A 23,571-nucleotide genomic window follows, 5' to 3' on the forward strand; every position below is an offset into this window, starting at 1 on the left:
GTGAATCAGTGAATCACCGCCCCTGCCAATCGGCCCATCATGATTGTGGCAAAACAACCGATAGCCACAGAGGTGATGCGGTTGATCTTCAAGGGGGTCAACCAGGCTTTCTGAACCCCTTCAAAACGGCTGCCCAGTACGATCCAGGCAGCGCCTACCGGTATCACCACCATCGCCAGCAGAGCCATGAATCCGGCATACCCCGACAACGAGGCGAATGTACCGATCGGCGCGATAAACGAAACAATCAGCAGGCCCTTGGGGTTCATCACCGTAAGCCAGAAAAAATGCAGGCCTGATAACCGATCGTGGGTTGAGTCGACGCTGCTGGTATGGCGTTGCCACAGCGTGAATGACAATTTGAGCAGGTAGCAGGCCGCCGCCATTTGCGTGGCTTTCACCGCCCACGGTGACCAGGCCGAGAGGTAAAACAGCAGCACGCCCCAGACAGAGACTTGCAGCAGGTAAGCCAGGCATTCAATCAATGCCATACGCCACGAAGCGGCAAACCCAAACAAGACGCCCGCGCGTAACAGCAGCGTGTTCGTCGGCCCGGGCACGACCAGTAACAGCACCAGTGTAGAAACGGTCCCAAACATGAAGGTTATCCTCGGTTGGAATGATCATGGGTCTTTCCACCGATAGCGCTACTACGTCAGCGTGAATGACCAGGCGACCGTCGCTACCATCAAAATCGCGAAGCTTACGTTAAGTCGTCGACTCCAAACGGGATGGATGAACAACTTGCGCATCCGGCTGCCCGCAAAAAGCCATAAAAAATCGAATACCACACAAACCAATAAGCAAATAAGCGCCTTGGTGCCCTGCTCCCAGGCGGGCGACGTGCCCAAGGTGAAACTGCCCAGTAACGCTGCGAACGCGGCATACGCCTTGATATTCGCAACCCCCAGCACAAAACCGGCACCCCAGCCCGGCGTGACCACGGCTTGCTCATCCTCAATGGGCGGTGCCGTACCAATGCGGTAAGCCAGCCAAAAAATATAAACAATGGAGATGACCGTCAGCGCCACTGCCAACCCGGGAAAGCTGTGCAAGACCACATACAGCCCCGAGGCTACCAACGCCATGGCAATCACTAACCCCAGGGTGATTCCGACAAAAAACTGAAACGAGCGCTGCATGCCATAAGCCGCGCCGCTGGCTGCCAGCGCCAGGGTGGCGGGGCCAGGGCTGGCAAGTAAGGCGATCGCCGCGAGGGTGAAGGTGAATATCGCCTGGTAAACGGAAATCAGGATGTCAGGCATGCACGCTTCCTTTGTGACTACGTTCAGGATGGCTCAACCGGGTAGCCCATTTTCGTGGCAGTAATAGATTGTCCTGTGGTTCTTCATGAAATCAATCACACCATTGGCAACGCCCATCGGGTCCTCTTTATGCAGGAGCACCCGGGCAATCTGCTCGGCGATCCAGGCCATTTCCGGCTCCTTCATGCCCAGGCGAGTAACCTCGACAGTACCGAGCCGAATGCCTGTTTCTCGGTAAGGGTCGGTGTCCCAAGGCAGCGGCATTTCGTTGGTGATGATGTTGGCGGCCTCCAGGCGCTGTACGGCCTCACGGCCGCAGGCGAAGGGCTTTGAATCAATCACAATCTGATGGGTTCGGGTGTAACCCTGTTCTCGATAGAACGCAGTCACCCCCCGAAGCTCCAGGTGCCTGGCCAACGCCTGGGCGTTACTGACCACCTGTTTCATATAGCGTTGCCCGAACTCGAGCATTTCTGTGGCCGCCACCGCGAGCGCAGCCACGCGGTTGATTTGATGGCTACCGGTCAGCGTAGGGAAAATCGCCTCGTGCAGAGGCGCTGTCAGTGCTGCATCGTTCCAGACAATGACGCCGCCCTGAGGGCCACTGAACGTCTTCCCGGAAGACCCGGTCATCAGGTCGGCGCCCTCAGCCAATGGGTCTTGGAACAACCCGGCACTGATCAAGCCCAATTGGTGGGCGGCGTCGAAATAGACCTTGCCACCCCAGGGTGAAACGATGCCTTTGATGTCCGCCAACGGCAACGGAAACAAGGTCAGTGTCATGCCCAACCCAATCACAGCAGGTTTGAGGGTCTGAGCAATTTCACTGAAGCGTGTCAGGTCGATGTCTGCAGTTTTATGCACAAACGGAATGTCCCACACCTTGAGTCCGCGAATCCCCGGCGGCCCGTTGGTGCGGTTACTGGTATCTCCACCGCGGATCACTGGCACAGTCATCACGTTATCTTCAGGACGGGCCAACGCTGTGTACGCAGCCAGTACAGCCGCCATACCGCCCATCAAACGATGATCGGCGTGCCGGGCACGCAGCGTGATTTTAAGCAGTTCCACGCAAAGCGATTCCAGCTCGTCGATGTTCTTCATGCCGGAGAAAAAACGGTTGTCACGCCCGATATGCCCACCCGATGCGCGCGTACCCACCTCACTGGCCAGTAACGCACGCACCGAGGGGCTGGTGGGTGATTCAGCTGCCACCAGATTAATGCACTGCTGCCCACGCCATTGCTCATTGCGAACCACCGCCGCCCGGACCAGATCGGCCATGGCCGAGTGTGATTGCGCCTGCTTGAGCAAGGCATTGGCGCGCTGGAGGCATTCAATATCATGCATGACCCTTATCCCATCTGTTCGCGTGACAACCAGCCACAGGTGTTTTACGTCAGGCTTTTGGCGGCCTCAACATGCTGGTCTTCCCACCAGCGATCATTGCCGTGCAGGTTTCGGCTGAGATCTTTTTCTGCCGCCCACGTCATATTGAGGATGATCCGGGTGGCATCTTCATTGAGTGGAATGGTGCGGTGCAGGATGGTATCGGTGCGCAGGAAATAAATATCTCCGGTCGTGAAACCGTAAGTCGCAATCGGGTTACTGCACAGCAGCTCGTGAATCCTCGGGTTGGATTTGTCCCACGAGGTATGGGGCACGCACTGCAACATCCCGCCCTTGGCGACAGGGGGCGTTTCGATAATCCAGATCAGTGCGAAGCTGTAATCCCCCCAGTGCCATCCATGGGTGTCGCCTTTGCGCTCCTGCTTGGTGATCAGGTATTCCTCGTCTTTGGAGACGGACGGGACAATACGGGTTCCGGCTATCTGTGACAGAGTGCCAAGCAACACATCAGACTTCGACAGCGCATTAATGAGAAGGCTGTTTTCAGCAATGAACTCGCTGCGCACGACACTCATATAACGCGGCGTATTATCGGTAGTTGCCAGGTGCAGGTCACGCCGTTCAAGTTGGCGCTCAATCAAACTTTTTACTTCAACGGTAATCTGCTCACGTAAATCATCATCCACAACATCCCGTAACTTTATAAACCCATCGCGGGCAAACTCATGACGTTGCGAAAACAATCGTTGCTCAGAAAAATTATTATTATGGTGCTTTTGCAAGCGTGCCTCATCAAGTACGTGGTTCATTTCAATCCCTCGATAAATAGATCAAGTTGAAATAGCGCTACAGTACTGCGTATGACTGCAGACAAAACAATAGGTAGGACTTTTCGAAAAATCCATTCTTTTTTCAGGGATCTGTGGTATGTAAGATTTTCACGCTATTTCATCAATGTTCGTAAGGTCCATCTAATGAAAAGGCTTACAAAAAACGATCAGACACTCGATGCAATTGATCGCGCGCTGCTGGTCGCCCTGCATCAGAATGCCCGTGCCTCTATCCGTGCGCTCGGTCGGCAGGTGGGACTTTCCGCTCCTGGTTGCAGCGAGCGTCTCAAACGCCTGGAAGTGGCAGGGGTTATAAGTGGGTTCAGCGTAGAGTTGGACGCGCAGGCGCTGGGGTTTGCGCTGCAGGCACTGGTGCGGGTAAAACCGCTGACGGGAAATTTTCAAACAGTGGAGCAGCTACTGTCAGACATGCCTGAATGTATTGTCTGTTACAAGATCACCGGGGAAGACAGTTTCGTCTGCCATCTGTACACACACTCCGTCAGCCACCTTGATCAAACCTTGCAAAAAATAACGCCATTGGCCGACACTAACACCTCGATTATAAAAACCGTCGAGAAGAAACTGCCCATATTCTAAATAAACAAGTGGGAGACATTCAGGCTTAAACAGCAGTTATCGAATTTCAGGCTTTTCCCACACCCGTCAATACTATCGACACGCCTTCACGCCTCCCGTTATGAACTAGTGCGCCTCCTTCTTAATGCGAAACCATGCCGCATACAGCGCCGGCAAGAACAATAACGTCAACGCCGTCGCCACAATCAGCCCGCCCATGATTGCCACAGCCATCGGCCCGAAGAACACGCTGCGCGACAGCGGAATCATCGCCAGTACCGCCGCAAGCGCCGTCAGCACAATCGGGCGAAAGCGTCGCACGGTGGCTTCGATGATTGCCTGCCAAGGCGCGAGCCCGGCCTTGATGTCTTGTTCGATCTGGTCCACCAGGATCACCGAGTTACGCATGATCATGCCCGACAGCGCGATGGTGCCGAGCATGGCGACAAAGCCGAAGGGCTGGCGGAACACCAGCAGGAACAAGGTCACGCCGATCAAGCCCAGCGGCGCCGTCAGAAACACCATCGCCGTGCGCGAGAAGCTGCGCAGTTGCAGCATCAGCAAGGTCAGCACCACCACGATAAACAGCGGCACACCGGCCTTGACCGAATTCTGGCCACGGGCCGAATCCTCGACGGTGCCGCCCACTTCGAGCAGGTAACCGTCGGGCAATTCGGCGCGCACACCTTCCAGGGTCGGCAGGATCTGCTGGACCAGGGTCGCCGGCTGTTCCTTGCCGTAGATGTCGGCACGCACGGTCACCGTCGGCAGGCGATTGCGGTGCCAGATGATGCCTTCTTCGAAGCCATATTCGAGGGTCGCAATCTGCGACAGCGCTACGCTTTTGCCATTGTCGGTCGGCACCGCCAGGCTCGGCAGCAGCGACAGTTCGGTACGTTCATGCACGGTGCCGCGCAGCAGGATTTCGATCAACTCGTTGTCCTCGCGGTACTGGCTGACGCTGGAACCGGTCAAGGAACTTTGCAGGAACTTCGACAAGTTGGCGGTGCTGACGCCGAGGGCACGGGCGCGATCCTGGTCGATATTCAGGTAGACGATCTTGCTCGGCTCTTCCCAGTCCAGGTGCACGTTGACCACGTGGGTATTTTCGCGAACCTTGGCCGCGACCTTGCGTGCCAGGGCACGGACTTCTTCGATGTGCTCGCCGGTCACACGAAACTGCACCGGGTAGCCCACGGGCGGGCCGTTTTCCAGGCGTGTGACGCGAGAACGCAGGTCGGGGAATTGTTCGTTAAGGGTCTCGATCAGCCAGGTGCGCAGGCTTTCACGTTCTTCGATGGTTTTGGCCAACACCACAAACTGCGCAAAGCTGGCGGCCGGCAGTTGCTGGTCCAGCGGCAGGTAGAAACGCGGCGAACCGGTGCCCACGTAGGCCACGTAGTTGTCGATGCCAGCATGTTCCTTGAGCAAGACTTCCAGACGCTTGACCTGATCGGCGGTGTTGCTCAGCGAGGCACCTTCAGCCAGTTTCAGGTCGACCATCAACTCCAGGCGACCGGAGGCCGGGAAGAACTGCTGTGGCACAAAACGAAACAGCGCCACCGAGCCGATAAACAACAACAAGGTCAATACGATCACGGTTTTGCGCCGACGCACACACCATTCGACCAAACGTCTTACACGCTGGTAGAAGGGTGTGCCGTAGGGATCTGGCCCGTCGGTGCCGTGTTTGGCCGCATGAATTTTCGCCAGGTCCGGCAGGAGTTTTTCCCCCAGGTACGGCACAAACACCACCGCCGCGACCCACGAGGCCAGCAGGGCAATGGTCACCACCTGAAAAATCGAACGGGTGTATTCGCCGGTGCTCGATTGCGCAGTGGCAATTGGCAGGAAACCTGCGGCGGTAATCAATGTGCCAGTGAGCATTGGGAACGCGGTGCTGGTCCAGGCAAAACTCGCGGCCTTGAGCCGGTCGTAGCCCTGCTCCATTTTGATCGCCATCATTTCCACGGCGATGATTGCATCGTCCACCAGCAAGCCCAGGGCCAGCACCAAGGCGCCAAGGGAAATTTTGTGCAGGCCGATGCCCAGGTAATACATGGTCGCAAAGGTCATCGCCAGCACCAGCGGAATCGCCAGGGCCACCACCATGCCGGTGCGTACGCCGAGGGAGAAGAAGCTCACCAGCAGCACGATGGCCAAGGCTTCAGCCAGTACCTGGACGAATTCGCCGACGCTGGTTTTCACCGCCGCCGGCTGGTCCGAGACCTTGCGCAGTTCCATGCCTGCCGGAAGGTTATTCTGCAGGCGTGCGAATTCGCCTTCGAGCGCCTTGCCCAGTACCAGAATGTCACCGCCGTCACGCATCGCCACGGCCAGGCCGATGGCGTCTGCGCCCATGTAGCGCATGCGCGGCGCGGGTGGGTCGTTGAAGCCGCGGTGGATTTGCGCCACGTCACCAATACGGAAGGTGCGGTCACCGACGCGGATGGGGAAGTTGCGGATCTCATCGACCGTTTTGAAGTTACCCGAGACCCGCAGTTGCACGCGCTCCATCGGGGTTTCAAAGAAACCGGCGGTGGAGACGGCGTTCTGCTCTTGCAGTGCCTGCTGCACCGCAGCCAATGGCAAGCCGAGGGTGGCGAGCTTGAGGTTGGACAGCTCGATCCAGATCTTCTCGTCCTGCAGGCCCAGCAGCTCGACCTTGCCCACATCCGGCACGCGTTGCAGTTGAATCTGGATGCGGTCGGCGTAGTCCTTGAGCACCGCGTAGTCAAAACCGTCACCGGTCAGGGCGTAGATATTGCCGAAGGTGGTGCCGAATTCATCGTTGAAAAACGGCCCCTGGATATCCGGTGGCAAGGTCTGGCGAATATCGCTGATCTTCTTGCGTACCTGGTACCACAGCTCCGGGATTTGCGCCGAGTGCATCGAGTCGCGGGCCATGAAGGTGACCTGGGACTCACCGGGCCGCGAGAACGAGACAATGCGCTCGTACTCGCCCGTCTCCATCAGCTTCTTTTCGATACGTTCGGTGACCTGGCGCGAGACCTCCTGGGCCGTGGCGCCCGGCCAGTTGGTCTTGATGACCATGGCCTTGAAGGTAAACGGCGGGTCTTCACTTTGCCCCAGCTTGGTGTAGGACAAGGTGCCGACCACTGCCAGCAGGATCATCAGGAACAGCACGATCTGGCGATTACGCAACGCCCATTCGGAAAGATTGAAACCCATCGGGGACTACTCCTTGGCCGCCAGATCCACAACTCGGTTGGAGCGATCCACCGGGCGCACTTGCTGGCCCTCATGGAGCACATGCACACCCGCCGCGATCACCCAATCGGTGGGGGCCAAGCCTTCGAGCACCGGCACGGTTTTTTCACCAAAGGCACCGATGCGCACCGGCGTTCGCTTAAGCGTGTTGTCCGGCTGTACCCGCCAGACATAGGACGCACCGTTCTCCGCACTCAAAGCCGACAGCGGCACGGACAGTGGAACGACGCCATCGGCCTGGATGAAGACGCGGGCACTCTGGCCCAGCTCGGCAGGGACTTTGCCGCCAGTGAAGGCGACACGTGCAGCGAAGGTGCGGGATTTCGGGTCCGCAGCGGGTGAAAGTTCACGGATGCGCCCGGCAAAACGCTGGTCGGGTTGGCTCCACAACTCTACCGACACCGGCTGGCCAATCTTGAAGCGGCCAAAACCTTGCTCGGGCAGGCTGATCAGCACTTCGCGCTCGCCGTCGGTGGCCAGGGTGAACACGGTTTGGCCGGCGGACACCACTTGGCCGACTTCCACCGCACGCTTGGCAACCACGCCATCTTGAGGCGCACGCAGCACGGCATAGCCGGCCTGGTTGCTCGATACGTCGAACTCGGCCTTGATCTGCTTAAGGCGTGCTTCACCGGATCGGTAGAGGTTTTCGGAATTGTCGTACTGCGAACGGCTGACCATCTGACGGTCCATCAGGGTCTTGTAGCGGTCGCGTTCGGCGCGCACCAGGCTCAGGTTGGCTTCGGCGGCCGCAACCTGGGCGCGGGTGGCTTCCAGTTGCAGGCGCACGTCCTGGGGGTCGAGCTCTGCCAATGGCTGGTTGGCCTTGACCCGCTCGCCCTCCTCCACCAGGCGCTTATTGACTTTGCCGCCGATGCGAAAGGCCAGGTCCGGCTCATAACGGGCGCGTACTTCCCCCGGAAAACTGTCCATCGCCAATGCCGAAGGCTGCGGTTGCACCACCATGGCCGGGCGGACGGTGGTTTGGGCCGCTTCTTCATGGCCGCAGGCGGCCAACAGGAAGACCAGGCTGACAGGCAACGCAAGGGGCAGGAAAGTACTGCGCATGCTGAAGGACCTTTCGCAAATGGAGCTAGGAATAATTATACTGGCCGGTATGTTATTAATACCAAACTCACCAGTCCAGTATTAAAGGTGAAAATGTCCGACAATCGTGTAAACACCAATAGCCCCGGGCGTCCCAAGGACATGGCAAAACGCCAGGCAATCCTCGAAGCAGCCAAAATCCTGTTTTTGAGCAATGGCTACGCCAGCACCAGCATGGATGCCGTGGCCCTGGAGGCCGGCGTGTCAAAACTGACGGTCTACAGCCACTTCACCGATAAAGAGACCTTGTTCACCGCCGCCGTCGTGGCCAAGTGTGAGGAACAACTGCCGGTGATGTATTTCGAGTTGCCCGCAGGCATCCCGGTACACACCGTGCTGCTGAACATCGCGCGCGGCTTTCATCGGCTGATCAACAGCGAAGAATCGGTGAACCTGCACCGCTTGATGATGACCACCGGCAACCAGGACGTGAAACTCTCGCAGATCTTCTTTGAAGCCGGGCCTATGCGCATGCTGCAAGGCATGGAGCGCTTGCTCAGCCGTATCGACCAGAGCGGCGCCTTGAGCATCGACAAACCGTTTACGGCGGCCGAGCACTTCTTTTGCCTGCTCAAGGGCACGGCGAATTTTTGCTTGTTGTATGGGTGTGGCGGGCAGTTGAGCGAAGAAGCCGCCGAAGCGCATGTGCAGGAGGTGGTGGGGTTGTTTATGCGGGCGTATCGGCCTTAAGGATTTGAGTTGCCTGATCGGGCGCTATCGCAGGCAAGCCAGCTCCCACCTTTTGATTTGTGAACACCATCAAAGGTGGGAGCTGGCTTGCCAATGATTCAGGATTTGAGCGCCTTCTTGGGGTAGATGTCATACCGGCTGGACTTGCCATCCAACGCGTGGCTCGGTTTCGGCCCGTCAATACACGGTGCCTTGCGCGGGCGCTTGACCACCACGCGGTGGCTGGCCAGGGCCAAGGCGGCAGCGAGCAAGGCCGGTGCGTCCGGGTCATCACCCACCAATGGGCGAAACAGGCGCATTTCCTTCTTTACCAGCGCCGTTTTCTCACGGTGCGGGAACATCGGGTCCAGGTAGATCACCTGCGGCGGCTCGCCCTCCCAGTTGCGCATCACCTCGATCGAGTTGCCCTTGAGCAACTGCATGCGCGCCACAATGGGCGCCACTTCAAAGTCATCCGCACCACGGGCCAGGCCGTCCTCGAGCAAGGCACCAATCAATGGCTGACGCTCGATCAGGCTCATCTCGCAGCCCAGGCTGGCGAGTACGAACGCGTCCTTGCCCAAGCCCGCCGTGGCGTCCAGCACCCGTGGGCGCACGCCTTGGGCAACGCCGACCGCCTTGGCGATCATCTGCCCGCTGCCACCGCCGTATAAACGCCGATGCGCCGCGCCGCCTTCGACGAAGTCCACGCGTACCGGCCCTGGCGCGTCAGGCCCGAGCTGTTGCAATTGCAGGCCGTGTTCCCCGACTTGCAGGGAAAAATCCGCCTCATCCAGCTGCAGAGGCAGACCAAGCTGCGCGGCCCAGTGCTCGGCACGGGCCTTGAAACCGTCGGCCAAAGCCTCGACCCGAATGCGGCTGGCCGCTGGTTGTTCGCTCATCAATCGCTACGCTCAAAAATATTAAGGATCGGCAAACAACGGCCGATAAAAACAACAGTCAGGTATTTTGCCAGAGCTGAGCGTCGACCGAGAAAAATGTCAGACATTCTTCCCCTAACCATCGGTGTACTGCCGACCCACAACCACTACGGCCTGCGCAATACTCAAGCGCTGGCCGGGGTGAGCCATGTGTGGCAGGACTTCTTCGCCCGTGCGTTGGCCGAGCAGCTTGGCGATACGCCGGGTGCGCTGGCGGCCAAAGCGCCGGCACCGAAGGACCCGGCGGTAGAGCCCAGCGAAGGCGCCGACCTGTTGTCGCAGATCCTCACCCAGCGTGAGTGCGACGTACAAGACACTGAGATCGCCCCGCCGGAGCCGCTGTTCCTGCCCATCGCCGAATTTGAAACCGAACTGCTGCCACCGCCTGCCACGCCGTTCCCGGCAGAAGAAATCATCGCCCAGCAGCGCCAGCAAAACTACGACAGCGGCTGGGTCCGCCCGCTTGTGCTCAACGCCGGCAACCCGCCGCCTGAGCCTGGCCCGGCGCCGCAACCCCACCCGTTGCACCTGCCGATTGCCGAATTCGAACTGGACCTGCTGCCACCGCCTGCCACGCCTTACCCGGCCGAGGAGCTGGTGGCGCAACAGAAGGCGCTGGACTTCGACTACCATTGGGCACGCCCGCTGATCCTCAATAACCTGCGCCTGGCGGCCTGATTCAGTCTTTGAAAAAACCGTTGGCCTGACTGAACGGCATCTTGCGTTCAGTGAAGGTAAAGGTGCCCAACTCATACACCTCCTGCGCCGCCCGATAGAACTCGCCATACGCCGCCAGGGCCATGGCCGAGCCGACACTGATGCGGCGCACGCCCATTTCGCTCAACTGCGCCACGTTCAGATTCAAGCCACCGGACATCAACACATTCACAGGTTTGGGCGCCACCGCCTTGACCACGGCGAGCACTTCTTCGGCATTGCGCAAAGCGGGGGCGTAGAGCACGTCCGCACCGGCTTCGGCGTAGGCTTGCAGGCGGCGGATGGTGTCAGGCAAATCCAGGCGACCATGCAGGAGGTTTTCTGCACGGGCTGTGAGCGTGAAGGCAAATGGCAAGCTGCGGGCAGCGGCGACGGCGGCTTCCACACGCTCTACCGACAGGTCAAACGGATAGATCGGGTCGACCGCAATGCCTGTGGCGTCTTCGATAGAGCCACCCACAATACCGCTGGCCGCGGCGCGCAGGATGGTCTGGGCGCAGCCTTCAGGAGTGTCGCTGAAGCCGTTCTCCAGATCAGCCGCCACCGGCAGCGCAGTAGCCCGCACAATCGCTGACGCATTGCTCAACGTGTCTTCAAGCGATAATGCCCCTTCCGCATCCGGTCGCCCGAGGCTGAACGCATAGCCCGCACTGGTCGTGGCCAACGCTTCGAAACCCAAGCTGGCGAGCATGATGGCGGAGCCGGCATCCCACGGGTTGGGCATCACGAACGCGCGGTCACGCTCATGCAAGGCCTTGAAGGTTTCGGCGCGAAGGGTTTGGGCATCCATGGCTGACTCCTGTCGGAAAAAGGAGCCCTAGAGTAACCCCAGTTGCTCCGCTGCGGGTTCCCGATGCAAGGTCGGCAGCGCTGGCAAACCCGGCAGGCGCAGCATCAACTGTTGGTGAAAACGCAGCGCCAGTTGCGCGGCAAGGCGGTTATCCGAGGTGTGCAGGAACACATAGGGCGTGCGCCCCTCTTCGATCCAGCCAGCAATTTTTTCCACCCACGGGATCAGGAACGGGTCATTGGCCTCCAATTGCGGATGGCCAATGAAGCGTACTTGAGGAAACAGCGTCAGCGCCGCCGGCCGTGTTGGCACCTTGGGCTTTTTCGATTGGGCGTGCAGTACGGCCGCCGACGTTGAAGTGCAACTGAACAGCGCACGCGGATCAAGGCAAATACGCTCGACGCCACGGTCGCGCAACAGGCGGTTGAGCATGCGCTCGGCATCGCCCTTGGCGAAGAACTCCGGGTGGCGCACTTCCACGGCCAGCGGGCGTTCCAGGCCATCAATGAAACCGGCCAGCTCCCCCAGGCGCTGCGGTGAAAAGCTCGCCGACAATTGCAGCCACAGCGGTGAAACCCGCTCACCCAGCGGGCTCATCAAGCCGACAAAACTTTCTGCCGCCGGTAACTGCTCGCGCAGGTCACCGCCGTGGCTGATATCGCCGGGGAATTTGGCGGTGAAGCGAAAATCCTCTGGCATGATTTCAGCCCAGCGCTGCACCGTGGCGGCCGAGGGGCGGGCATAAAAGGTGGTGTTGCCTTCAACAGCATTAAAGACTTGGGAATACAGGGCGAGGTAGTCGCTGGAACGCGCATCGGCCGGGTACAGGTACTCGCGCCAGGCGTTTTCACTCCAGGACGGGCAGCCGATGTAGTAAGGCAGGCGCATCAGATGTGGATGTCGAGACCCAGCACTTCCATATCCCATTCGACAAAGCCGGCAGTGGTCAGGTAGCTGGCCAGCGCGGTGGCGACGCTTTTGCTCATGGAACGGGGGAAGACCATGTCTTGCTGACGGGCCGGAAGGCCACTGATGCGTGCAGCGCTAGAACCTTGGGCACTGGGCTGCGACTCGGACTGAACCTCGATGAAGTCCGGCGAATCTTCGACGGACTCGTCTACCGTGACGTTCGCCTTGCGCGGCTTACGCTTGAGTGGGTAGGACTGTGAGGAAAAGCCGTCTATACGCATACATGCAGACTCGGTATCAATGATGGCAATTTAGCGGCACTTTCCGTAGCGCGCAAATGCTCTGGTGATAACTAGAACACATAATTTGTAAAAGGTTTACAAACCGGGTCAAATTCTGACGATTGGGGATTTTTGCTCCAAATTGCCAGCATTCTTGACGTCAAATAATCCCGCGCTCAGCCTTGGTTTGCGCAACTTTATCACGCAGATAAACCGGTGCAGCCTGGTCGGCCGGAATCGCTTCGCCGCGCTCGAAAGCGAAACGTGCCAGGGTCAGCAAGTCTTCGGCGTGGGGCAACATGGCAGCGTCCTGCCCCGCCAGTTGCACATTGATGCGTTCGCCATAACCCCAGCCAGTACCGGCACCAAACCAATCGCCGCTGGCGTCAGCAGGCAACACCGACAATTGCGGAGGCTGTACGGCTTCCACGCCGACTAAACGCATTTCGCCAGCGGTTTCGCGGTAGCAGCCCCAATACACTTCGTCCATGCGCGCATCAATCGCCGCTGCCACCTGCGAGGCGCCGTGTTCACGCAATGCGCGCTGGGCCAACACCGCAAGGTTGGAGACCGGTAATACCGGGCGCTCCAGCGCAAAGGCAAGGCCCTGCACCACACCAATGGCGATACGCACGCCAGTAAACGCGCCTGGGCCACGGCCAAAAGCAATCGCATCCACGGCTGACAGCGTGGTGCCCGCGTCTTCCAGCAATTGCTTGATCATCGGCAACAGCTTCTGCGCATGCAGACGCGGGATCACCTCGTAGTGGCTCGTGACCTTGCCATCGTGCAGCAAGGCGACGGAGCAAGCTTCAGTCGCGGTGTCCAGGGCCAGCAGGGTGCTCATCGGTGTAGGTGTCCAAGTCGAAAAAAGTGCGCCAGTATAAACAACAACGGCCCGCAAGCGGGCCGTTGTACGCAAAGCCGATCGAAGGATCAGCTCAGTGCTTGCAACACCTTGGCGGTGATGGCTTCTACCGAACCCACGCCAGGGATGTGGCTGTACTTCGGCTTGCCTTGTGCAGCCGACAGCTTCTGGTAGAAATCCACCAGCGGCTTGGTCTGCGAATGGTAGACCGACAGGCGATGGCGCACGGTTTCTTCGGTGTCGTCCTTACGCTGTACCAGGTCTTCACCGGTCACATCGTCCTTGCCTTCAACCTTTGGCGGGTTGTAGACGATGTGGTACACACGGCCCGAGCCTTCGTGAACGCGACGGCCCGCAATACGCTGAACGATTTCTTCGTCTTCAACTGCGATTTCAACCACAGCGTCCAGCTCAACGCCGGCTTTCACCAGGGCTTCCGCCTGGGGAATGGTGCGCGGGAAACCGTCGAACAGGAAACCGTTCTTGCAGTCTTCCTGGCTGATGCGTTCCTTGACCAGGTTGATGATCAGGTCATCGGAGACCAGGCCGCCGCTGTCCATCACGCTCTTGGCGATCAGGCCCAGCTCGGTGCCGGCCTTGACGGCGGCACGCAGCATGTCGCCGGTGGAGATTTGTGGAATGCCGAATTTTTCAGTGATGAACTTTGCCTGAGTACCTTTACCGGCCCCGGGAGCTCCCAGCAGAATGACGCGCATCGATGTGCTCCTCAATTTTTTATAGAGATGACGCTCGGATTCGCCGCGTGGGGCCAATCTCGTAAAATGTGGGTCCTGGCCGATCAAACGGCCAAAGGCTGATCAAGATACACAGCGGGCTCTATCCATACAAGCCGCCAAAAGTCGCAAGAACCGCGCCCGGCATGCAGTCATAGGTAGGGTGTGCCTGAGTGCAACCCCGCCTCATAAACGCCGACCGCCCGTTTCCGGGCGGCCGTCGTTGTTTATCTGCAAGCCATTGAGAACACGCAGAAAACCTCAGCCAGTGTTGCGCAAACCGGCGGCAATACCGGCCACAGACACCAGCAGCGCCTGTTCCAGAGGGCTGTCCTGCGCCGCCTCCTGTTGACGCGAACGTGCCAGCAACTCGGCCTGCAGCAGGTGCAACGGGTCGAGGTACGTGTTGCGCAAGCGAATGAACTCAAGCGTGTCAGGGCTATGGGCCAGCAGTTGCGACTGGCCGGTCAGGCCAAGCACCACGTTGCATGCCTGCGACAATAGGTCGCGTAAGTGCGCACCCAATGGCAGCAGGTCCGGCTGCACCAAACGCTCGTCATACAGCCGCGCGATGTCGGCATCGGCCTTGGCCAGCACCATCTCGAGCATATCGATGCGGGTGCGGAAGAACGGCCATTGCTCGCGCATCTGCCCCAGCAACTCGCCTTCACCCCGCTCCAGTGCCTTGCTTAATGCCGCTTCCCAGCCTAGCCAGGCGGGCAGCATCAGCCGGGTTTGGGTCCAACCGAAGATCCATGGAATTGCGCGCAGGCTCTCGATACCGCCCGCACGACGCTTGGCCGGGCGACTGCCCAATGGCAAGCGGCCCAGCTCCTGCTCGGGCGTGGACTGGCGAAAGTACTCGACGAACTGGGGATTTTCGCGCACCACGGCGCGGTAAGCACTGACACCGTCTGCCGCCAATTCATCCATCAGATGGCGCCAGGCCGGCTCAGGTGGTGGTGGTGGCAGCAACGTGGCTTCCAGCACGGCAGCCAGATAAAGGTTGAGGTTCTGCTCGGCAATATCCGGCAGGCCGAACTTGAAGCGGATCATCTCGCCTTGTTCGGTCGTACGGAAACGCCCCGCCACCGAGCCTGGCGGCTGCGACAGGATCGCCGCATGCGCCGGGCCACCGCCACGACCAACGGTGCCGCCACGACCGTGGAACAACAGCAACTCCACCTGTTGCTCGCGGCAGATATCCACCAGCCGTTCCTGCGCCCGGTACTGCGCCCAGGCCGCGGCCGTGGTGCCGGCGTCCTTGGCCGAGTCCGAATAGCCGATCATCACTTCCTGCGGGCCTTGCAAACGCGCGCGATAACCCGGCAATTGCAACAGGCGCTCCATCACCGGCCCGGCGTTATCCAGGTCGGCCAGGGTTTCAAACAGCGGCACCACGCGCATCGGCCGTTGCACGCCCGACTCTTTAAGCAACAGTTGCACCGCCAGCACGTCCGAGGCAGCACCCGCCATCGAGATCACGTAAGAGCCGAGTGACGCTGCCGGCGCGGCGGCGATTTCCTTGCAGGTGTTCAACACCTCTGCAGTGTCTGCCGACGGTTTGAAATAACCCGGCAGCAGCGGCCGACGATTGGTCAGCTCTTTGCTGAGGAAGCTGATGCGCGCTTCTTCGTCCCAGTCTTCATAACGGCCCAGGCCCAGATAATCGGTGATTTCGGTCATGGCCGCCGAGTGGCGGCTGGAATCCTGACGCACGTCCAGGCGCACCAGGAACAGGCCAAAGGTCACGGCGCGGCGCAGGCAATCGAGCAACGGGCCATCAGCGATCACGCCCATGCCGCACTCATGCAGCGACTGGTAGCACAGCTCCAGCGGGTCGAGCAGGTCGCGGTTGTTTTGCAGCACTTCGGCAGGCGCCGGCGTGCTGGCCGTGAGCGAGGTATGCGCCCACTGGCGCGTGGCGCGCAGGCGTTCGCGCAGTTGCTTGAGCAAGGCACGGTAAGGTTCGACGCTATCACCGACCTTGGCCTGCAACGCAGGGCTGGCCTGCTGCATGGACAGCTCGGAGGCCAAGTGATCGACATCGCGCAGATACAAGTCCGCCGCCATCCAGCGCGCCAGCAGCAACACTTCGCGGGTGACCGGCGCGGTGACATTCGGGTTGCCGTCACGGTCGCCGCCCATCCACGAAGCAAAGCGAATTGGCGCCGCCTCAAGTGGCAGGCGCAGGCCGGTGGCGGCGTGCAAGGCCTGGTCGGCCTTGCGCAAATAATTGGGAATGGCATGCCACAGCGAATGCTCGATCACCGCAAAGCCCCACTTGGCTTCGTCTACCGGCGTAGGCCGGATGCGGCGGATCTCTTCGGTGTGCCAGGCTTCGGCGATCAGCCGCTGCAAACGCTGGCGAATCTGCTCGCGCTCGGCGCTGGTGAGGTCGCGGTGATCCTGCAACGCCAGTTGCGCGGCGATCGCATCGTATTTCTGGATCAGCGTGCGGCGCGCCACTTCGGTCGGGTGGGCGGTGAGCACCAGCTCAATCTCCAGGCGTGCCAGCTGGCGGGCCAGGGACTCATTGCTGTGACCTTCGCTTTGCAGGCGCGCCAGCAATTCCGGCAACACTCGGGATTCGAACGGCGCCGGTTGCGATTCATCGCGCCGATGGATCAGTTGGTACTGCTCGGCGATATTGGCCAGGTTAAGGAATTGGTTGAACGCCCGGGCCACGGGCAGCAGTTGGTCTTCTTCTAGCTGATTGAGACTGGTGCTCAGCTCATCGCCGGCACCTCGCCTGTCAGCCTTGGCACCTATACGGATCTGCTCGATCTTGTCGAGAAAAGCATCGCCGTACTGCTCTCGAATGGTGTTGCCCAGCAGCTCACCCAGCAGGTGAACGTCCTCACGCAAGCGTGCATCGATATCACTCATCAACCAATCTCCAGCCAGAAATCCGGGACGCGCAGGCCTTCCAGAGTGCCGCCCGCGTCAGTTTCTGACAAGACACTTTAAACCTTGCGACTTGCAGCTAGTCTCAACACTGAGTCGCAGCGTTACCCACGCAGGCGACTGGACACCCATCACCGCCTGCCATCGCGGGCTTATTGAGGTTGCCATGAAAATTCGAGAACTGGCCCAGCATTGGGAAGAGAACGCCAAGGGTCGCCTGACCAAAACCGAATACGCGATCCATTTGGACGTCGAGTCCGCTGCGCGCCTGGCCGCTATCGCCGAGATGTACCCCAAACGCAGCACCGAAGAATTGCTCGGCGAGCTGATCGGCGCGGCCCTTGAAGAACTGGAAGCGAGCTTCCCCTACATCAAGGGCCAGCATGTGATCGCCACCGATGAAGAGGGTGACCCACTGTATGAAGACGTCGGCCCTACACCGCGCTTTCTGACTTTGTCACGCCGCTATCTGCATGATTTGTCAGCCACCTCCGACAAACTGCAGCACTGATAAACATTCGATAAACCCCGTTTAACCCCCGGTATTCCGGGCCTCACAAGGGCTCGGCGTACCTCTGCGCAACGCAAAAGTTCAAACTTTTGAACGCTGACCAAACAGTCAGATATTTTTTTAGGCAAATCGCCATCTTCGCTGAACTTTTGAAAAAAGCCTCCGGTCACAGCCAGTAAGCCATCACTTGGAACGGCCGTTTGAAAGGGCATTTGGTGCTTTACCGCCGGGCTCGCAACCGCCAACCAATGAAGTGGATTTTGATTTTTCAGGAGTTATCCAATGGAGTTGAAGACGATGAAGACCAGCACTGCCAAATCCTCGTTTAACCATCTGCGCGGGCTGAAATTGGCCGCGCTGGCAATCGGCACCAGCTTCGTTCTGGCGGGCTGCGCCGGCAACCCGCCGACCGAGCAATACGCCGTGACCCAGTCTGCCGTAAACAGCGCGGTCAGCGCCGGCGGCACCGAGTACGCAGCGGTAGAAATGAAGTCGGCCCAGGACAAGCTCAAAGCTGCTGAACTGGCCATGCATGACAAGAACTACGACAAAGCGCGCCAGCTGGCTGAACAAGCCGAGTGGGATGCCCGTGTCGCAGAGCGCAAGGCCCAGGCTGCCAAGGCTGACCAGGCTGTGAAGGATTCCCAGAAAGCTGTTCAGGAGCTGCGTCAGGAAGGCATGCGCCCAGCTGTTATCAAACAGCAATAAGCCGCCGCCACTGATTGCATTGCACCCGATATCGAATTGAAAGGACGACACGACTATGCGTAAACAATTGATGATCCCTGCCCTGCTGGCGATGAGCGTTGCTCTGGCGGCCTGCTCCACCCCGCCGAACCAGAACCTGGAAAACGCACGGACCAACTTCTCGGCCCTGCAAGCCAACCCGCAAGCCACCAAGATTGCGGCGCTGGAAACCAAGGACGCCAGCGACTGGCTGGACAAGGCTGACAAAGCCTACCGCGACAAGGAAGACGAGAAGAAAGTCGACCAGTTGGCTTACCTGACCAACCAGCGCGTTGAAGTGGCCAAAGACACCATCTCGTTGCGTGAGTCCGAAGCCAAGCTGAAAAACGCCGGTGACGAACGTGCCAAGGCGCTGCTGCAAGCCCGTGATGCACAGATCAAGCAACTGCAAGACAGCTTGAACGCCAAGCAGACTGATCGCGGCACCCTGGTGACCTTCGGTGACGTACTGTTCGCCACCAACAAGTCCGACCTGAAGTCCAGCGGCCTGGTGAACATCACCAAGCTGGCGCAGTTCCTGCGCGACAACCCGGACCGTAAAGTGATCGTCGAAGGCTACACCGACAGCACCGGTTCCGACTCGTACAACCAGAGCCTGTCCGAGCGTCGTGCGGCTTCGGTACAACGCGCACTGGCTCAACAAGGCGTGGATATCTCGCGCATCGTGACCCAGGGTTACGGCAAGGAATACCCGGTTGCCGACAACGGCAGCGTTTCGGGCCGTGCCATGAACCGCCGCGTTGAAGTGACCATCTCCAACGACAACCAGCCAGTCAAGCCACGTTCTTCCGTTGCTAACTGATTGATTGACGCAGGATGAAAAAACCACCGGAAACGGTGGTTTTTTTTGCTTCAGAATTGGATCTGACGATTGCTGTCGTCGCTGCCCGCAAGCTCGAACTCCGTGCGCCGCTTGGTTTCGTCCTGCTCGTTCTGGGAAAGCTCAGCGTCCCACTCGCTGAACTCATCCAGACTTTGCTGCGCTCGGGCCATATCCAACATCCTGTCTATTGCACCAATATTCACCGTAACTCTCCCTTGGCTGGCCATTCATAAGTTATCCATCAGCAACGCTGACAAGCCCTTAAGTGGCGTCTTACGGAATACGGTTCCAGATATTTCAGTATCGCTGCATCGAAACGCTTTACTCCTGAAGTTGCGGCGTTTCCTGGCCCATGCAACGCACGGCTTGTTTCTTGTTGTTCACCAGCACACCGCTCAAGCCTTTCTGTTCGGTATCAAACATCACCAGCACCCCATCAATGCATTGCGCCACTTGCGCAGCCGGGGTCAGCGAGACCTTGTAGTCCTCGCCCGGCACGGTCTTGAGCAGGGTGAAGTCGCTGAGCAACAAGGCGTCTTCCGGCTTGGCAAAGTGCAGGTAGCCGTAGAACCACAGGCAGCCGACGGTGCCGATGATGGTGCCGATGCCGGTGAGAATCAGCGGGATCATGTTGCGTTCTTCGCTCATTGCGGGCTCTCTGATGAATCAACTTTAGGAATAGGGTAATTCGGGATCTCGCCCAGGCGGCGCAGGCCGTTGAAGTGCTGCGGGTCGTCCAGATAGCGCAGCATCACGGTTTGCCAGGTCTTGTCGGCAAAGGTCTGCACATGGCCGCCACGGGTCAACTGCAACACCCTCGGTGGCGGCGCAGCCTGGTACAGGCGAATGCCGTTGGCCACCGGCACAATCGGGTCATCCAGGCTGTGAAACAGCAGCTTGGGCACGCCGGTGAGCTGGGGCATGGCATTGATCGCACTGTCGGCGTCGGGCACCAGCCACGACAGCGGCACCTGAAACGGCCATGTTAACCAGGACGTGCTGAGGGCGAATTGTCCTACGTCACGATAACTGGCAGGCACGCCGTCCAGGACCAGGGCCTTGAGCTGGGTTTGACGCTGCGGGTGTGCCGCCAAGTAATGCACCGCCAGCGCACCGCCCAGGCTCTGGCCCAACACGATCAGCGGCTGGCCTTGGGTTTCTGGGGCCTTGTCGATCCAGCCGAATGCCGCATCGATGTCCTGATACACCGCCGGCAAAGACGGCTTGCCTTCAGACAGGCCATAACCGCGATAGTCCAGCAGCAGCACTTGATAGCCCTGCTCCGGTAACCACCAACTGCCGCCCAGGTGCCAGGCCAGGTTGCCGCCATTGCCGTGCAGGTGCAGCACCGTGCCTTTGAGCGGTACACCGGGTTTGGCCGGCAACCACCAGGCATGCAGCTTTACGCCGTCGGCGGTGGTAAGGGTGACGTCGCGGTATTGCAGTTGGGCTTTTTCCGGCGTGAACGGCAGACCGGGTTCGGGGTAGAACAGCAGTGAGCTGCAGCCGTTTAAAGTGAATAGCAGGCAAAGAATGCCGAGGATTCTCATCCGTTGAAGCCTCGCGATTTGGCCGCGATCTGCAGCCTTGTGGAGTTCCATTTTTGATTCGGTTTCTTCAGGTGTATCGCCTATAGGATATTCGAGTAATCCGCCTCGATCCGGTCCAGGCTCAGGTGGTTGAGGAAGTTGGAGAAGCACATCCACGCCGCCAGCGCGTTCATGTCGCGAAACTGCTCGGGCAGGTACTTGGGTGGCACCACCAGGCCTTCGTCGACCAGTTGGCGCAAGGTGCGCATGTCTTCCAGGGTGGTCTTGCCGCAGAACAGCAGCGGCACTTGTTCCAGCTTGCCTTTGCGCACCGCCAGCTGGATGTAGTTGTAGACCATGATAAAGCCCTTGAGGTAGGACAGATCCTTGGTAAACGGCAACCCCGTCGGCGTCGAACCACGGAACACCCGGCTGGCATTGCCGTAGCTTTCGGCCATCTCAAAGCCTTGCTCGCGGAAGAACTCGAACACCTGCAGGAAGTCGGCGCCCTCCTCGACCATATGGATGGCGCGGGTGCGGTTGGTCAGTTTGCGCAGGCGGCTGGGGTAAGAGGCAAAGGTGATGATCTCCATCAGAATCGCCAGGCCTTCCTGGGTCACTGTTGACGAGGGCGGCCCTTTGGACAGGAACGTGCAGATTGGCTGGTTCTGGCCATTGAGCGTGGTGCCGACGTGCACCAGGCCTTCGTGCACTTCCAGCGCGCGCACATCACGCTCGTTGAACATCGCGTCGGCGCGGATCTTGATGTAGTCGGCGCCGGCCGCCGCATCGGCAACGATACCGTCGGACTCGAACACGCGGATGGTCTCCTCGGCCTCACCGAACACCTTGTTCAACCGGGTTTGCAGCAAGGCCACCGCATGCTTGGCCGTGAGCGTCTTGGCTTCGTCCTTGAGGTCGCCACGGCCGTCGATCTGGTTCAGGTAGTCGGACATCATCAGGCCCAGGTCGGCCAGTGTCGGGTCCCCGGCATGAAAAGCGTCCGAGGCGGCGCCATAGAGTTCCTGTGAAATCAGGCCGAAATCCTCGGTGCCACGCGCTTCGAGCATACGCACCACCATGCGGTACTCGCGGCACATACGGCGCATGATCTGCCCCACCGGGCTGAACTGGCCGAGACGTCGGGTGATGTCGCGCTCGATGTTCTGGAACTCCAGCTTCACCGCGCTGGAGTCGAATGACAGCGGCCGGCCCAGGTAGTAATCGCGGTCCACGGCCGGCATGGCCTTGCCCTTGGCCTTGAGAAAGCCCTGGCGAATGTTCTCGTCCCACTTCACAGCGTCGAGGACGCGAATCGGTGTTTGCGCCAGCACAATGCGATCGGACAAGGTGCGTATCGTCTGCTGGTAATCGTCCACCCGGTGCTTCCTCTTTAAACGTTATTTGCCCGCGCGCTGGTAGCGCACGGCTTCGACGAACACATCGGCATTGGCCGGGTCATCCAGGTAGGCAAACACCTGGTCCATGGAGCTGTCGACCCGCACGCCGGCACCTTCGACGGTTTCCACCGTGCTGCCGCGCAGGGCGTTCTGACCTATGGCTTGATGGATCTGCTCAAGGTCGAGGTTGTAGACCACCAATTCACGCTGTTTGTCACCCTCGCCTTCAAAGTCGAACCCGGCCAGAAAATAATTGCCACCGAATGCCGCCGGCAACGGCGCCGACAGGTACCAGCGGTTGCCATGGCGCGACACCGTAAACAGGTACTCATCACGCTGGCCCGGTTTGGCTTTAGGGTAGCTCACAGCCTTGTAATGCTGCTGATCGACACGGGTGATCTGCAGATTCAGCGGTTCGCCCCAGGCGTTTTTACTCGCCCAGCGGCCGAGCAAGGCGTCGGGCGCGGCTTCACGGGCCGGGAGCGGGTCCTTGAAGGTAACCAGGCAACCGCTGAGCAGCAGAAACGACAAGGCGATTGCAATGACACGCCAGGCTTTCATCGAATACCCCACATAAAGTGGATCGCACAGGGGCTGGGCTAGACCGAGGCCAACACCAAATGCATGTAACGCTTGAGAATCTCAAGCATCTCGTCACCCGTCAGAGGCTCAGGGCCGCCAAGCAGGCCCTGATATTCCATCCGACCGATTATCGCCGTCAACACTCTGGCATCCTGTTGCGGCTCGCGGGAGCCCAATACCTGGAAAAACTGCCCGGTGCCCTGCAACAGAATCTGCTGGTGCGAGCGCACCAGCTCAGCCAGGCGCGGGTTGAGCAAGGCTTCCTGGCGAAAGGCCTGTTCGGCCATCAAGTGTTCGCGGCGGTTGGTCAGTTGGCGCATCACATAGTCAGCGGTCAGCCGCGCAATGTCATCGGCCAGTTGTGAGCGTGACTGCGGGCTGCCATCGCCATAGGCGACCATCTCGCGCAGCAGGCCTTCGTTGCGCACCCACAGCTTGCCCATGAAGGCAGCGCTGCGCTCCACGTATTGGGCGAAGGTATCGGTGAGCAGGTCATCGATGTCCTTGAAGTAATAGGTGGTAGCCGACAACGGCACGCCGGCCTCTGCTGCCACCGCGCGATGGCGCACACCGCGTACACCATCACGCACGACGATGCGCATGGCCGCATCGAGAATGTCTTGCCGGCGTTGCTCGCTGCCTCGGCGGCTGGCCTTGCGGCCCTGGTACTGGACACTTTCAGCCACGGCAGCAGCAATGCCGGCGGCGCCTTCTTGAGCCATTACGCGGTTCACGACAGATCTTCCTTTAAGGGCGCCGTTCTGTTGACGGCTGAAATCGCCACACAAAAAAGCCGCCTTA

Annotated in this window: 25 protein-coding genes; 6 read left to right on the forward strand and 19 right to left on the reverse strand. The window is 59.5% G+C overall.

Going from position 1 to position 23,571, the window contains the following annotated elements; translation table 11 throughout:
* Positions 1 to 5: 5 nt before the first annotated feature.
* Genes K0H48_RS29585 through K0H48_RS29600 form a run of 4 tightly spaced genes read right to left on the reverse strand, consistent with a single transcriptional unit; the run spans position 6 to position 3,424 of the window.
* Positions 6 to 599, reverse strand: coding sequence for a threonine transporter RhtB (locus tag K0H48_RS29585; RefSeq protein WP_219337749.1), 594 nt, complete (start codon positions 597 to 599; stop codon positions 6 to 8).
* 51 nt (positions 600 to 650) lie between these two features.
* Positions 651 to 1,265 (reverse strand): LysE family translocator, encoded by a 615-nt coding sequence (locus K0H48_RS29590; RefSeq protein ID WP_138816473.1) that lies wholly within the window; start codon positions 1,263 to 1,265, stop codon positions 651 to 653.
* Positions 1,266 to 1,298: 33 nt separating this feature from the next.
* Complete coding sequence (gene glyA / locus K0H48_RS29595) at positions 1,299 to 2,615, reverse strand: serine hydroxymethyltransferase (RefSeq protein WP_219337750.1); 1,317 nt, start codon at positions 2,613 to 2,615, stop codon at positions 1,299 to 1,301.
* 44 nt (positions 2,616 to 2,659) lie between these two features.
* Positions 2,660 to 3,424 (reverse strand): ArpA protein, encoded by a 765-nt coding sequence (locus K0H48_RS29600; protein ID WP_219337751.1) that lies wholly within the window; start codon positions 3,422 to 3,424, stop codon positions 2,660 to 2,662.
* A 165-nt stretch (positions 3,425 to 3,589) separates the two neighbouring features.
* Here K0H48_RS29600 and K0H48_RS29605 point away from each other — a divergent pair, with 165 nt between their 5' ends.
* Positions 3,590 to 4,045, forward strand: coding sequence for an Lrp/AsnC family transcriptional regulator (locus K0H48_RS29605; protein WP_138816476.1), 456 nt, complete (start codon positions 3,590 to 3,592; stop codon positions 4,043 to 4,045).
* Between the two features lie 105 nt (positions 4,046 to 4,150).
* Here K0H48_RS29605 and K0H48_RS29610 read toward each other — a convergent pair whose 3' ends face one another.
* Both K0H48_RS29610 and K0H48_RS29615 read right to left on the reverse strand, forming a co-directional pair.
* Positions 4,151 to 7,216 carry an efflux RND transporter permease subunit gene (locus K0H48_RS29610; protein ID WP_219337752.1) on the reverse strand — a complete coding sequence of 1,022 codons (3,066 nt, stop codon included), beginning with the start codon at positions 7,214 to 7,216 and terminating at the stop codon, positions 4,151 to 4,153.
* 6 nt (positions 7,217 to 7,222) lie between these two features.
* Complete coding sequence (locus K0H48_RS29615; protein WP_219337753.1) at positions 7,223 to 8,323, reverse strand: efflux RND transporter periplasmic adaptor subunit; 1,101 nt, start codon at positions 8,321 to 8,323, stop codon at positions 7,223 to 7,225.
* Positions 8,324 to 8,416: 93 nt separating this feature from the next.
* Between K0H48_RS29615 and K0H48_RS29620 the strand changes: the two genes are divergently transcribed.
* Positions 8,417 to 9,052: a TetR/AcrR family transcriptional regulator gene (locus tag K0H48_RS29620; RefSeq protein ID WP_219337754.1), complete on the forward strand. Its 636-nt coding sequence runs from the start codon at positions 8,417 to 8,419 to the stop codon at positions 9,050 to 9,052.
* 98 nt (positions 9,053 to 9,150) lie between these two features.
* Here K0H48_RS29620 and K0H48_RS29625 read toward each other — a convergent pair whose 3' ends face one another.
* Positions 9,151 to 9,933: a class I SAM-dependent methyltransferase gene (locus K0H48_RS29625; protein ID WP_219337755.1), complete on the reverse strand. Its 783-nt coding sequence runs from the start codon at positions 9,931 to 9,933 to the stop codon at positions 9,151 to 9,153.
* Between the two features lie 96 nt (positions 9,934 to 10,029).
* Here K0H48_RS29625 and K0H48_RS29630 point away from each other — a divergent pair, with 96 nt between their 5' ends.
* Complete coding sequence (locus K0H48_RS29630; RefSeq protein ID WP_219337756.1) at positions 10,030 to 10,650, forward strand: energy transducer TonB; 621 nt, start codon at positions 10,030 to 10,032, stop codon at positions 10,648 to 10,650.
* A 1-nt stretch (position 10,651) separates the two neighbouring features.
* Here the strand turns inward: K0H48_RS29630 and K0H48_RS29635 are convergent, their stop codons facing one another.
* From K0H48_RS29635 to ppc, 6 genes are all read right to left on the reverse strand, one after another.
* Positions 10,652 to 11,479, reverse strand: a complete 828-nt coding sequence (locus tag K0H48_RS29635; RefSeq protein ID WP_219337757.1) for an oxaloacetate decarboxylase — start codon at positions 11,477 to 11,479, stop codon at positions 10,652 to 10,654.
* A gap of 27 nt (positions 11,480 to 11,506) precedes the next feature.
* The gene (locus K0H48_RS29640; protein ID WP_219337758.1) at positions 11,507 to 12,367 is read right to left on the reverse strand and encodes a DUF72 domain-containing protein; all 861 of its coding nucleotides are present in this window, start codon (positions 12,365 to 12,367) and stop codon (positions 11,507 to 11,509) included.
* Complete coding sequence (locus K0H48_RS29645) at positions 12,367 to 12,669, reverse strand: hypothetical protein (protein ID WP_219337759.1); 303 nt, start codon at positions 12,667 to 12,669, stop codon at positions 12,367 to 12,369. Before K0H48_RS29645 ends, K0H48_RS29640 begins: the two co-directional genes overlap by 1 nt.
* A 160-nt stretch (positions 12,670 to 12,829) precedes the next feature.
* Positions 12,830 to 13,516, reverse strand: coding sequence for a tRNA (adenosine(37)-N6)-threonylcarbamoyltransferase complex dimerization subunit type 1 TsaB (tsaB, locus tag K0H48_RS29650; protein ID WP_219337760.1), 687 nt, complete (start codon positions 13,514 to 13,516; stop codon positions 12,830 to 12,832).
* Positions 13,517 to 13,605: 89 nt separating this feature from the next.
* A complete protein-coding gene (gene adk / locus K0H48_RS29655) occupies positions 13,606 to 14,253 on the reverse strand; it encodes an adenylate kinase (RefSeq protein ID WP_003189104.1) in 648 nt (215 codons plus the stop codon).
* Positions 14,254 to 14,532: 279 nt separating this feature from the next.
* Positions 14,533 to 17,160, reverse strand: coding sequence for a phosphoenolpyruvate carboxylase (ppc, locus tag K0H48_RS29660; protein ID WP_219337761.1), 2,628 nt, complete (start codon positions 17,158 to 17,160; stop codon positions 14,533 to 14,535).
* A 184-nt stretch (positions 17,161 to 17,344) separates the two neighbouring features.
* Here ppc and K0H48_RS29665 point away from each other — a divergent pair, with 184 nt between their 5' ends.
* From K0H48_RS29665 to K0H48_RS29675, 3 genes are all read left to right on the forward strand, one after another.
* A complete protein-coding gene (locus K0H48_RS29665; RefSeq protein WP_219337762.1) occupies positions 17,345 to 17,689 on the forward strand; it encodes a pilin assembly protein in 345 nt (114 codons plus the stop codon).
* Positions 17,690 to 17,971: 282 nt separating this feature from the next.
* Positions 17,972 to 18,397, forward strand: coding sequence for a DUF4398 domain-containing protein (locus K0H48_RS29670; protein WP_017137109.1), 426 nt, complete (start codon positions 17,972 to 17,974; stop codon positions 18,395 to 18,397).
* Between the two features lie 55 nt (positions 18,398 to 18,452).
* Complete coding sequence (locus K0H48_RS29675) at positions 18,453 to 19,238, forward strand: OmpA family protein (protein WP_138816488.1); 786 nt, start codon at positions 18,453 to 18,455, stop codon at positions 19,236 to 19,238.
* 50 nt (positions 19,239 to 19,288) lie between these two features.
* Here the strand turns inward: K0H48_RS29675 and K0H48_RS29680 are convergent, their stop codons facing one another.
* From K0H48_RS29680 to K0H48_RS29705, 6 genes are all read right to left on the reverse strand, one after another.
* A complete protein-coding gene (locus tag K0H48_RS29680) occupies positions 19,289 to 19,429 on the reverse strand; it encodes a hypothetical protein (protein WP_219337763.1) in 141 nt (46 codons plus the stop codon).
* 151 nt (positions 19,430 to 19,580) lie between these two features.
* Positions 19,581 to 19,907 carry a hypothetical protein gene (locus K0H48_RS29685; protein ID WP_069786226.1) on the reverse strand — a complete coding sequence of 109 codons (327 nt, stop codon included), beginning with the start codon at positions 19,905 to 19,907 and terminating at the stop codon, positions 19,581 to 19,583.
* Positions 19,904 to 20,809 carry an alpha/beta hydrolase gene (locus tag K0H48_RS29690; RefSeq protein WP_219337764.1) on the reverse strand — a complete coding sequence of 302 codons (906 nt, stop codon included), beginning with the start codon at positions 20,807 to 20,809 and terminating at the stop codon, positions 19,904 to 19,906. The genes K0H48_RS29685 and K0H48_RS29690 overlap by 4 nt, the downstream gene beginning before the upstream one ends.
* 80 nt (positions 20,810 to 20,889) lie before the next feature.
* A complete protein-coding gene (locus K0H48_RS29695) occupies positions 20,890 to 22,167 on the reverse strand; it encodes a flavohemoglobin expression-modulating QEGLA motif protein (RefSeq protein ID WP_017137104.1) in 1,278 nt (425 codons plus the stop codon).
* A gap of 21 nt (positions 22,168 to 22,188) precedes the next feature.
* The gene (locus tag K0H48_RS29700; protein ID WP_219337765.1) at positions 22,189 to 22,749 is read right to left on the reverse strand and encodes a hypothetical protein; all 561 of its coding nucleotides are present in this window, start codon (positions 22,747 to 22,749) and stop codon (positions 22,189 to 22,191) included.
* Between the two features lie 38 nt (positions 22,750 to 22,787).
* A complete protein-coding gene (locus K0H48_RS29705; protein ID WP_138816491.1) occupies positions 22,788 to 23,504 on the reverse strand; it encodes a TetR/AcrR family transcriptional regulator in 717 nt (238 codons plus the stop codon).
* Positions 23,505 to 23,571: the final 67 nt, after the last annotated feature.

The sequence above is a fragment of the Pseudomonas sp. Xaverov 259 genome, from assembly GCF_019352915.1.
In the GTDB taxonomy this organism is placed as follows: Bacteria; Pseudomonadota; Gammaproteobacteria; order Pseudomonadales; family Pseudomonadaceae; genus Aquipseudomonas.

What these genes read in the sequence shown, in the direction of transcription:
- K0H48_RS29585 (WP_219337749.1), bottom strand. Translation starts at nt 599, where the DNA reads ATGTTTGGGACCGTTTCTACACTGGTGCTGTTACTGGTCGTGCCCGGG.
- K0H48_RS29590 (WP_138816473.1), bottom strand. Translation starts at nt 1,265, where the DNA reads ATGCCTGACATCCTGATTTCCGTTTACCAGGCGATATTCACCTTCACC.
- glyA (WP_219337750.1), bottom strand. Translation starts at nt 2,615, where the DNA reads ATGCATGATATTGAATGCCTCCAGCGCGCCAATGCCTTGCTCAAGCAG.
- K0H48_RS29600 (WP_219337751.1), bottom strand. Translation starts at nt 3,424, where the DNA reads ATGAACCACGTACTTGATGAGGCACGCTTGCAAAAGCACCATAATAAT.
- K0H48_RS29605 (WP_138816476.1), top strand. Translation starts at nt 3,590, where the DNA reads ATGAAAAGGCTTACAAAAAACGATCAGACACTCGATGCAATTGATCGC.
- K0H48_RS29610 (WP_219337752.1), bottom strand. Translation starts at nt 7,216, where the DNA reads ATGGGTTTCAATCTTTCCGAATGGGCGTTGCGTAATCGCCAGATCGTG.
- K0H48_RS29615 (WP_219337753.1), bottom strand. Translation starts at nt 8,323, where the DNA reads ATGCGCAGTACTTTCCTGCCCCTTGCGTTGCCTGTCAGCCTGGTCTTC.
- K0H48_RS29620 (WP_219337754.1), top strand. Translation starts at nt 8,417, where the DNA reads ATGTCCGACAATCGTGTAAACACCAATAGCCCCGGGCGTCCCAAGGAC.
- K0H48_RS29625 (WP_219337755.1), bottom strand. Translation starts at nt 9,933, where the DNA reads ATGAGCGAACAACCAGCGGCCAGCCGCATTCGGGTCGAGGCTTTGGCC.
- K0H48_RS29630 (WP_219337756.1), top strand. Translation starts at nt 10,030, where the DNA reads ATGTCAGACATTCTTCCCCTAACCATCGGTGTACTGCCGACCCACAAC.
- K0H48_RS29635 (WP_219337757.1), bottom strand. Translation starts at nt 11,479, where the DNA reads ATGGATGCCCAAACCCTTCGCGCCGAAACCTTCAAGGCCTTGCATGAG.
- K0H48_RS29640 (WP_219337758.1), bottom strand. Translation starts at nt 12,367, where the DNA reads ATGCGCCTGCCTTACTACATCGGCTGCCCGTCCTGGAGTGAAAACGCC.
- K0H48_RS29645 (WP_219337759.1), bottom strand. Translation starts at nt 12,669, where the DNA reads ATGCGTATAGACGGCTTTTCCTCACAGTCCTACCCACTCAAGCGTAAG.
- tsaB (WP_219337760.1), bottom strand. Translation starts at nt 13,516, where the DNA reads ATGAGCACCCTGCTGGCCCTGGACACCGCGACTGAAGCTTGCTCCGTC.
- adk (WP_003189104.1), bottom strand. Translation starts at nt 14,253, where the DNA reads ATGCGCGTCATTCTGCTGGGAGCTCCCGGGGCCGGTAAAGGTACTCAG.
- ppc (WP_219337761.1), bottom strand. Translation starts at nt 17,160, where the DNA reads ATGAGTGATATCGATGCACGCTTGCGTGAGGACGTTCACCTGCTGGGT.
- K0H48_RS29665 (WP_219337762.1), top strand. Translation starts at nt 17,345, where the DNA reads ATGAAAATTCGAGAACTGGCCCAGCATTGGGAAGAGAACGCCAAGGGT.
- K0H48_RS29670 (WP_017137109.1), top strand. Translation starts at nt 17,972, where the DNA reads ATGGAGTTGAAGACGATGAAGACCAGCACTGCCAAATCCTCGTTTAAC.
- K0H48_RS29675 (WP_138816488.1), top strand. Translation starts at nt 18,453, where the DNA reads ATGCGTAAACAATTGATGATCCCTGCCCTGCTGGCGATGAGCGTTGCT.
- K0H48_RS29680 (WP_219337763.1), bottom strand. Translation starts at nt 19,429, where the DNA reads ATGGCCCGAGCGCAGCAAAGTCTGGATGAGTTCAGCGAGTGGGACGCT.
- K0H48_RS29685 (WP_069786226.1), bottom strand. Translation starts at nt 19,907, where the DNA reads ATGAGCGAAGAACGCAACATGATCCCGCTGATTCTCACCGGCATCGGC.
- K0H48_RS29690 (WP_219337764.1), bottom strand. Translation starts at nt 20,809, where the DNA reads ATGAGAATCCTCGGCATTCTTTGCCTGCTATTCACTTTAAACGGCTGC.
- K0H48_RS29700 (WP_219337765.1), bottom strand. Translation starts at nt 22,749, where the DNA reads ATGAAAGCCTGGCGTGTCATTGCAATCGCCTTGTCGTTTCTGCTGCTC.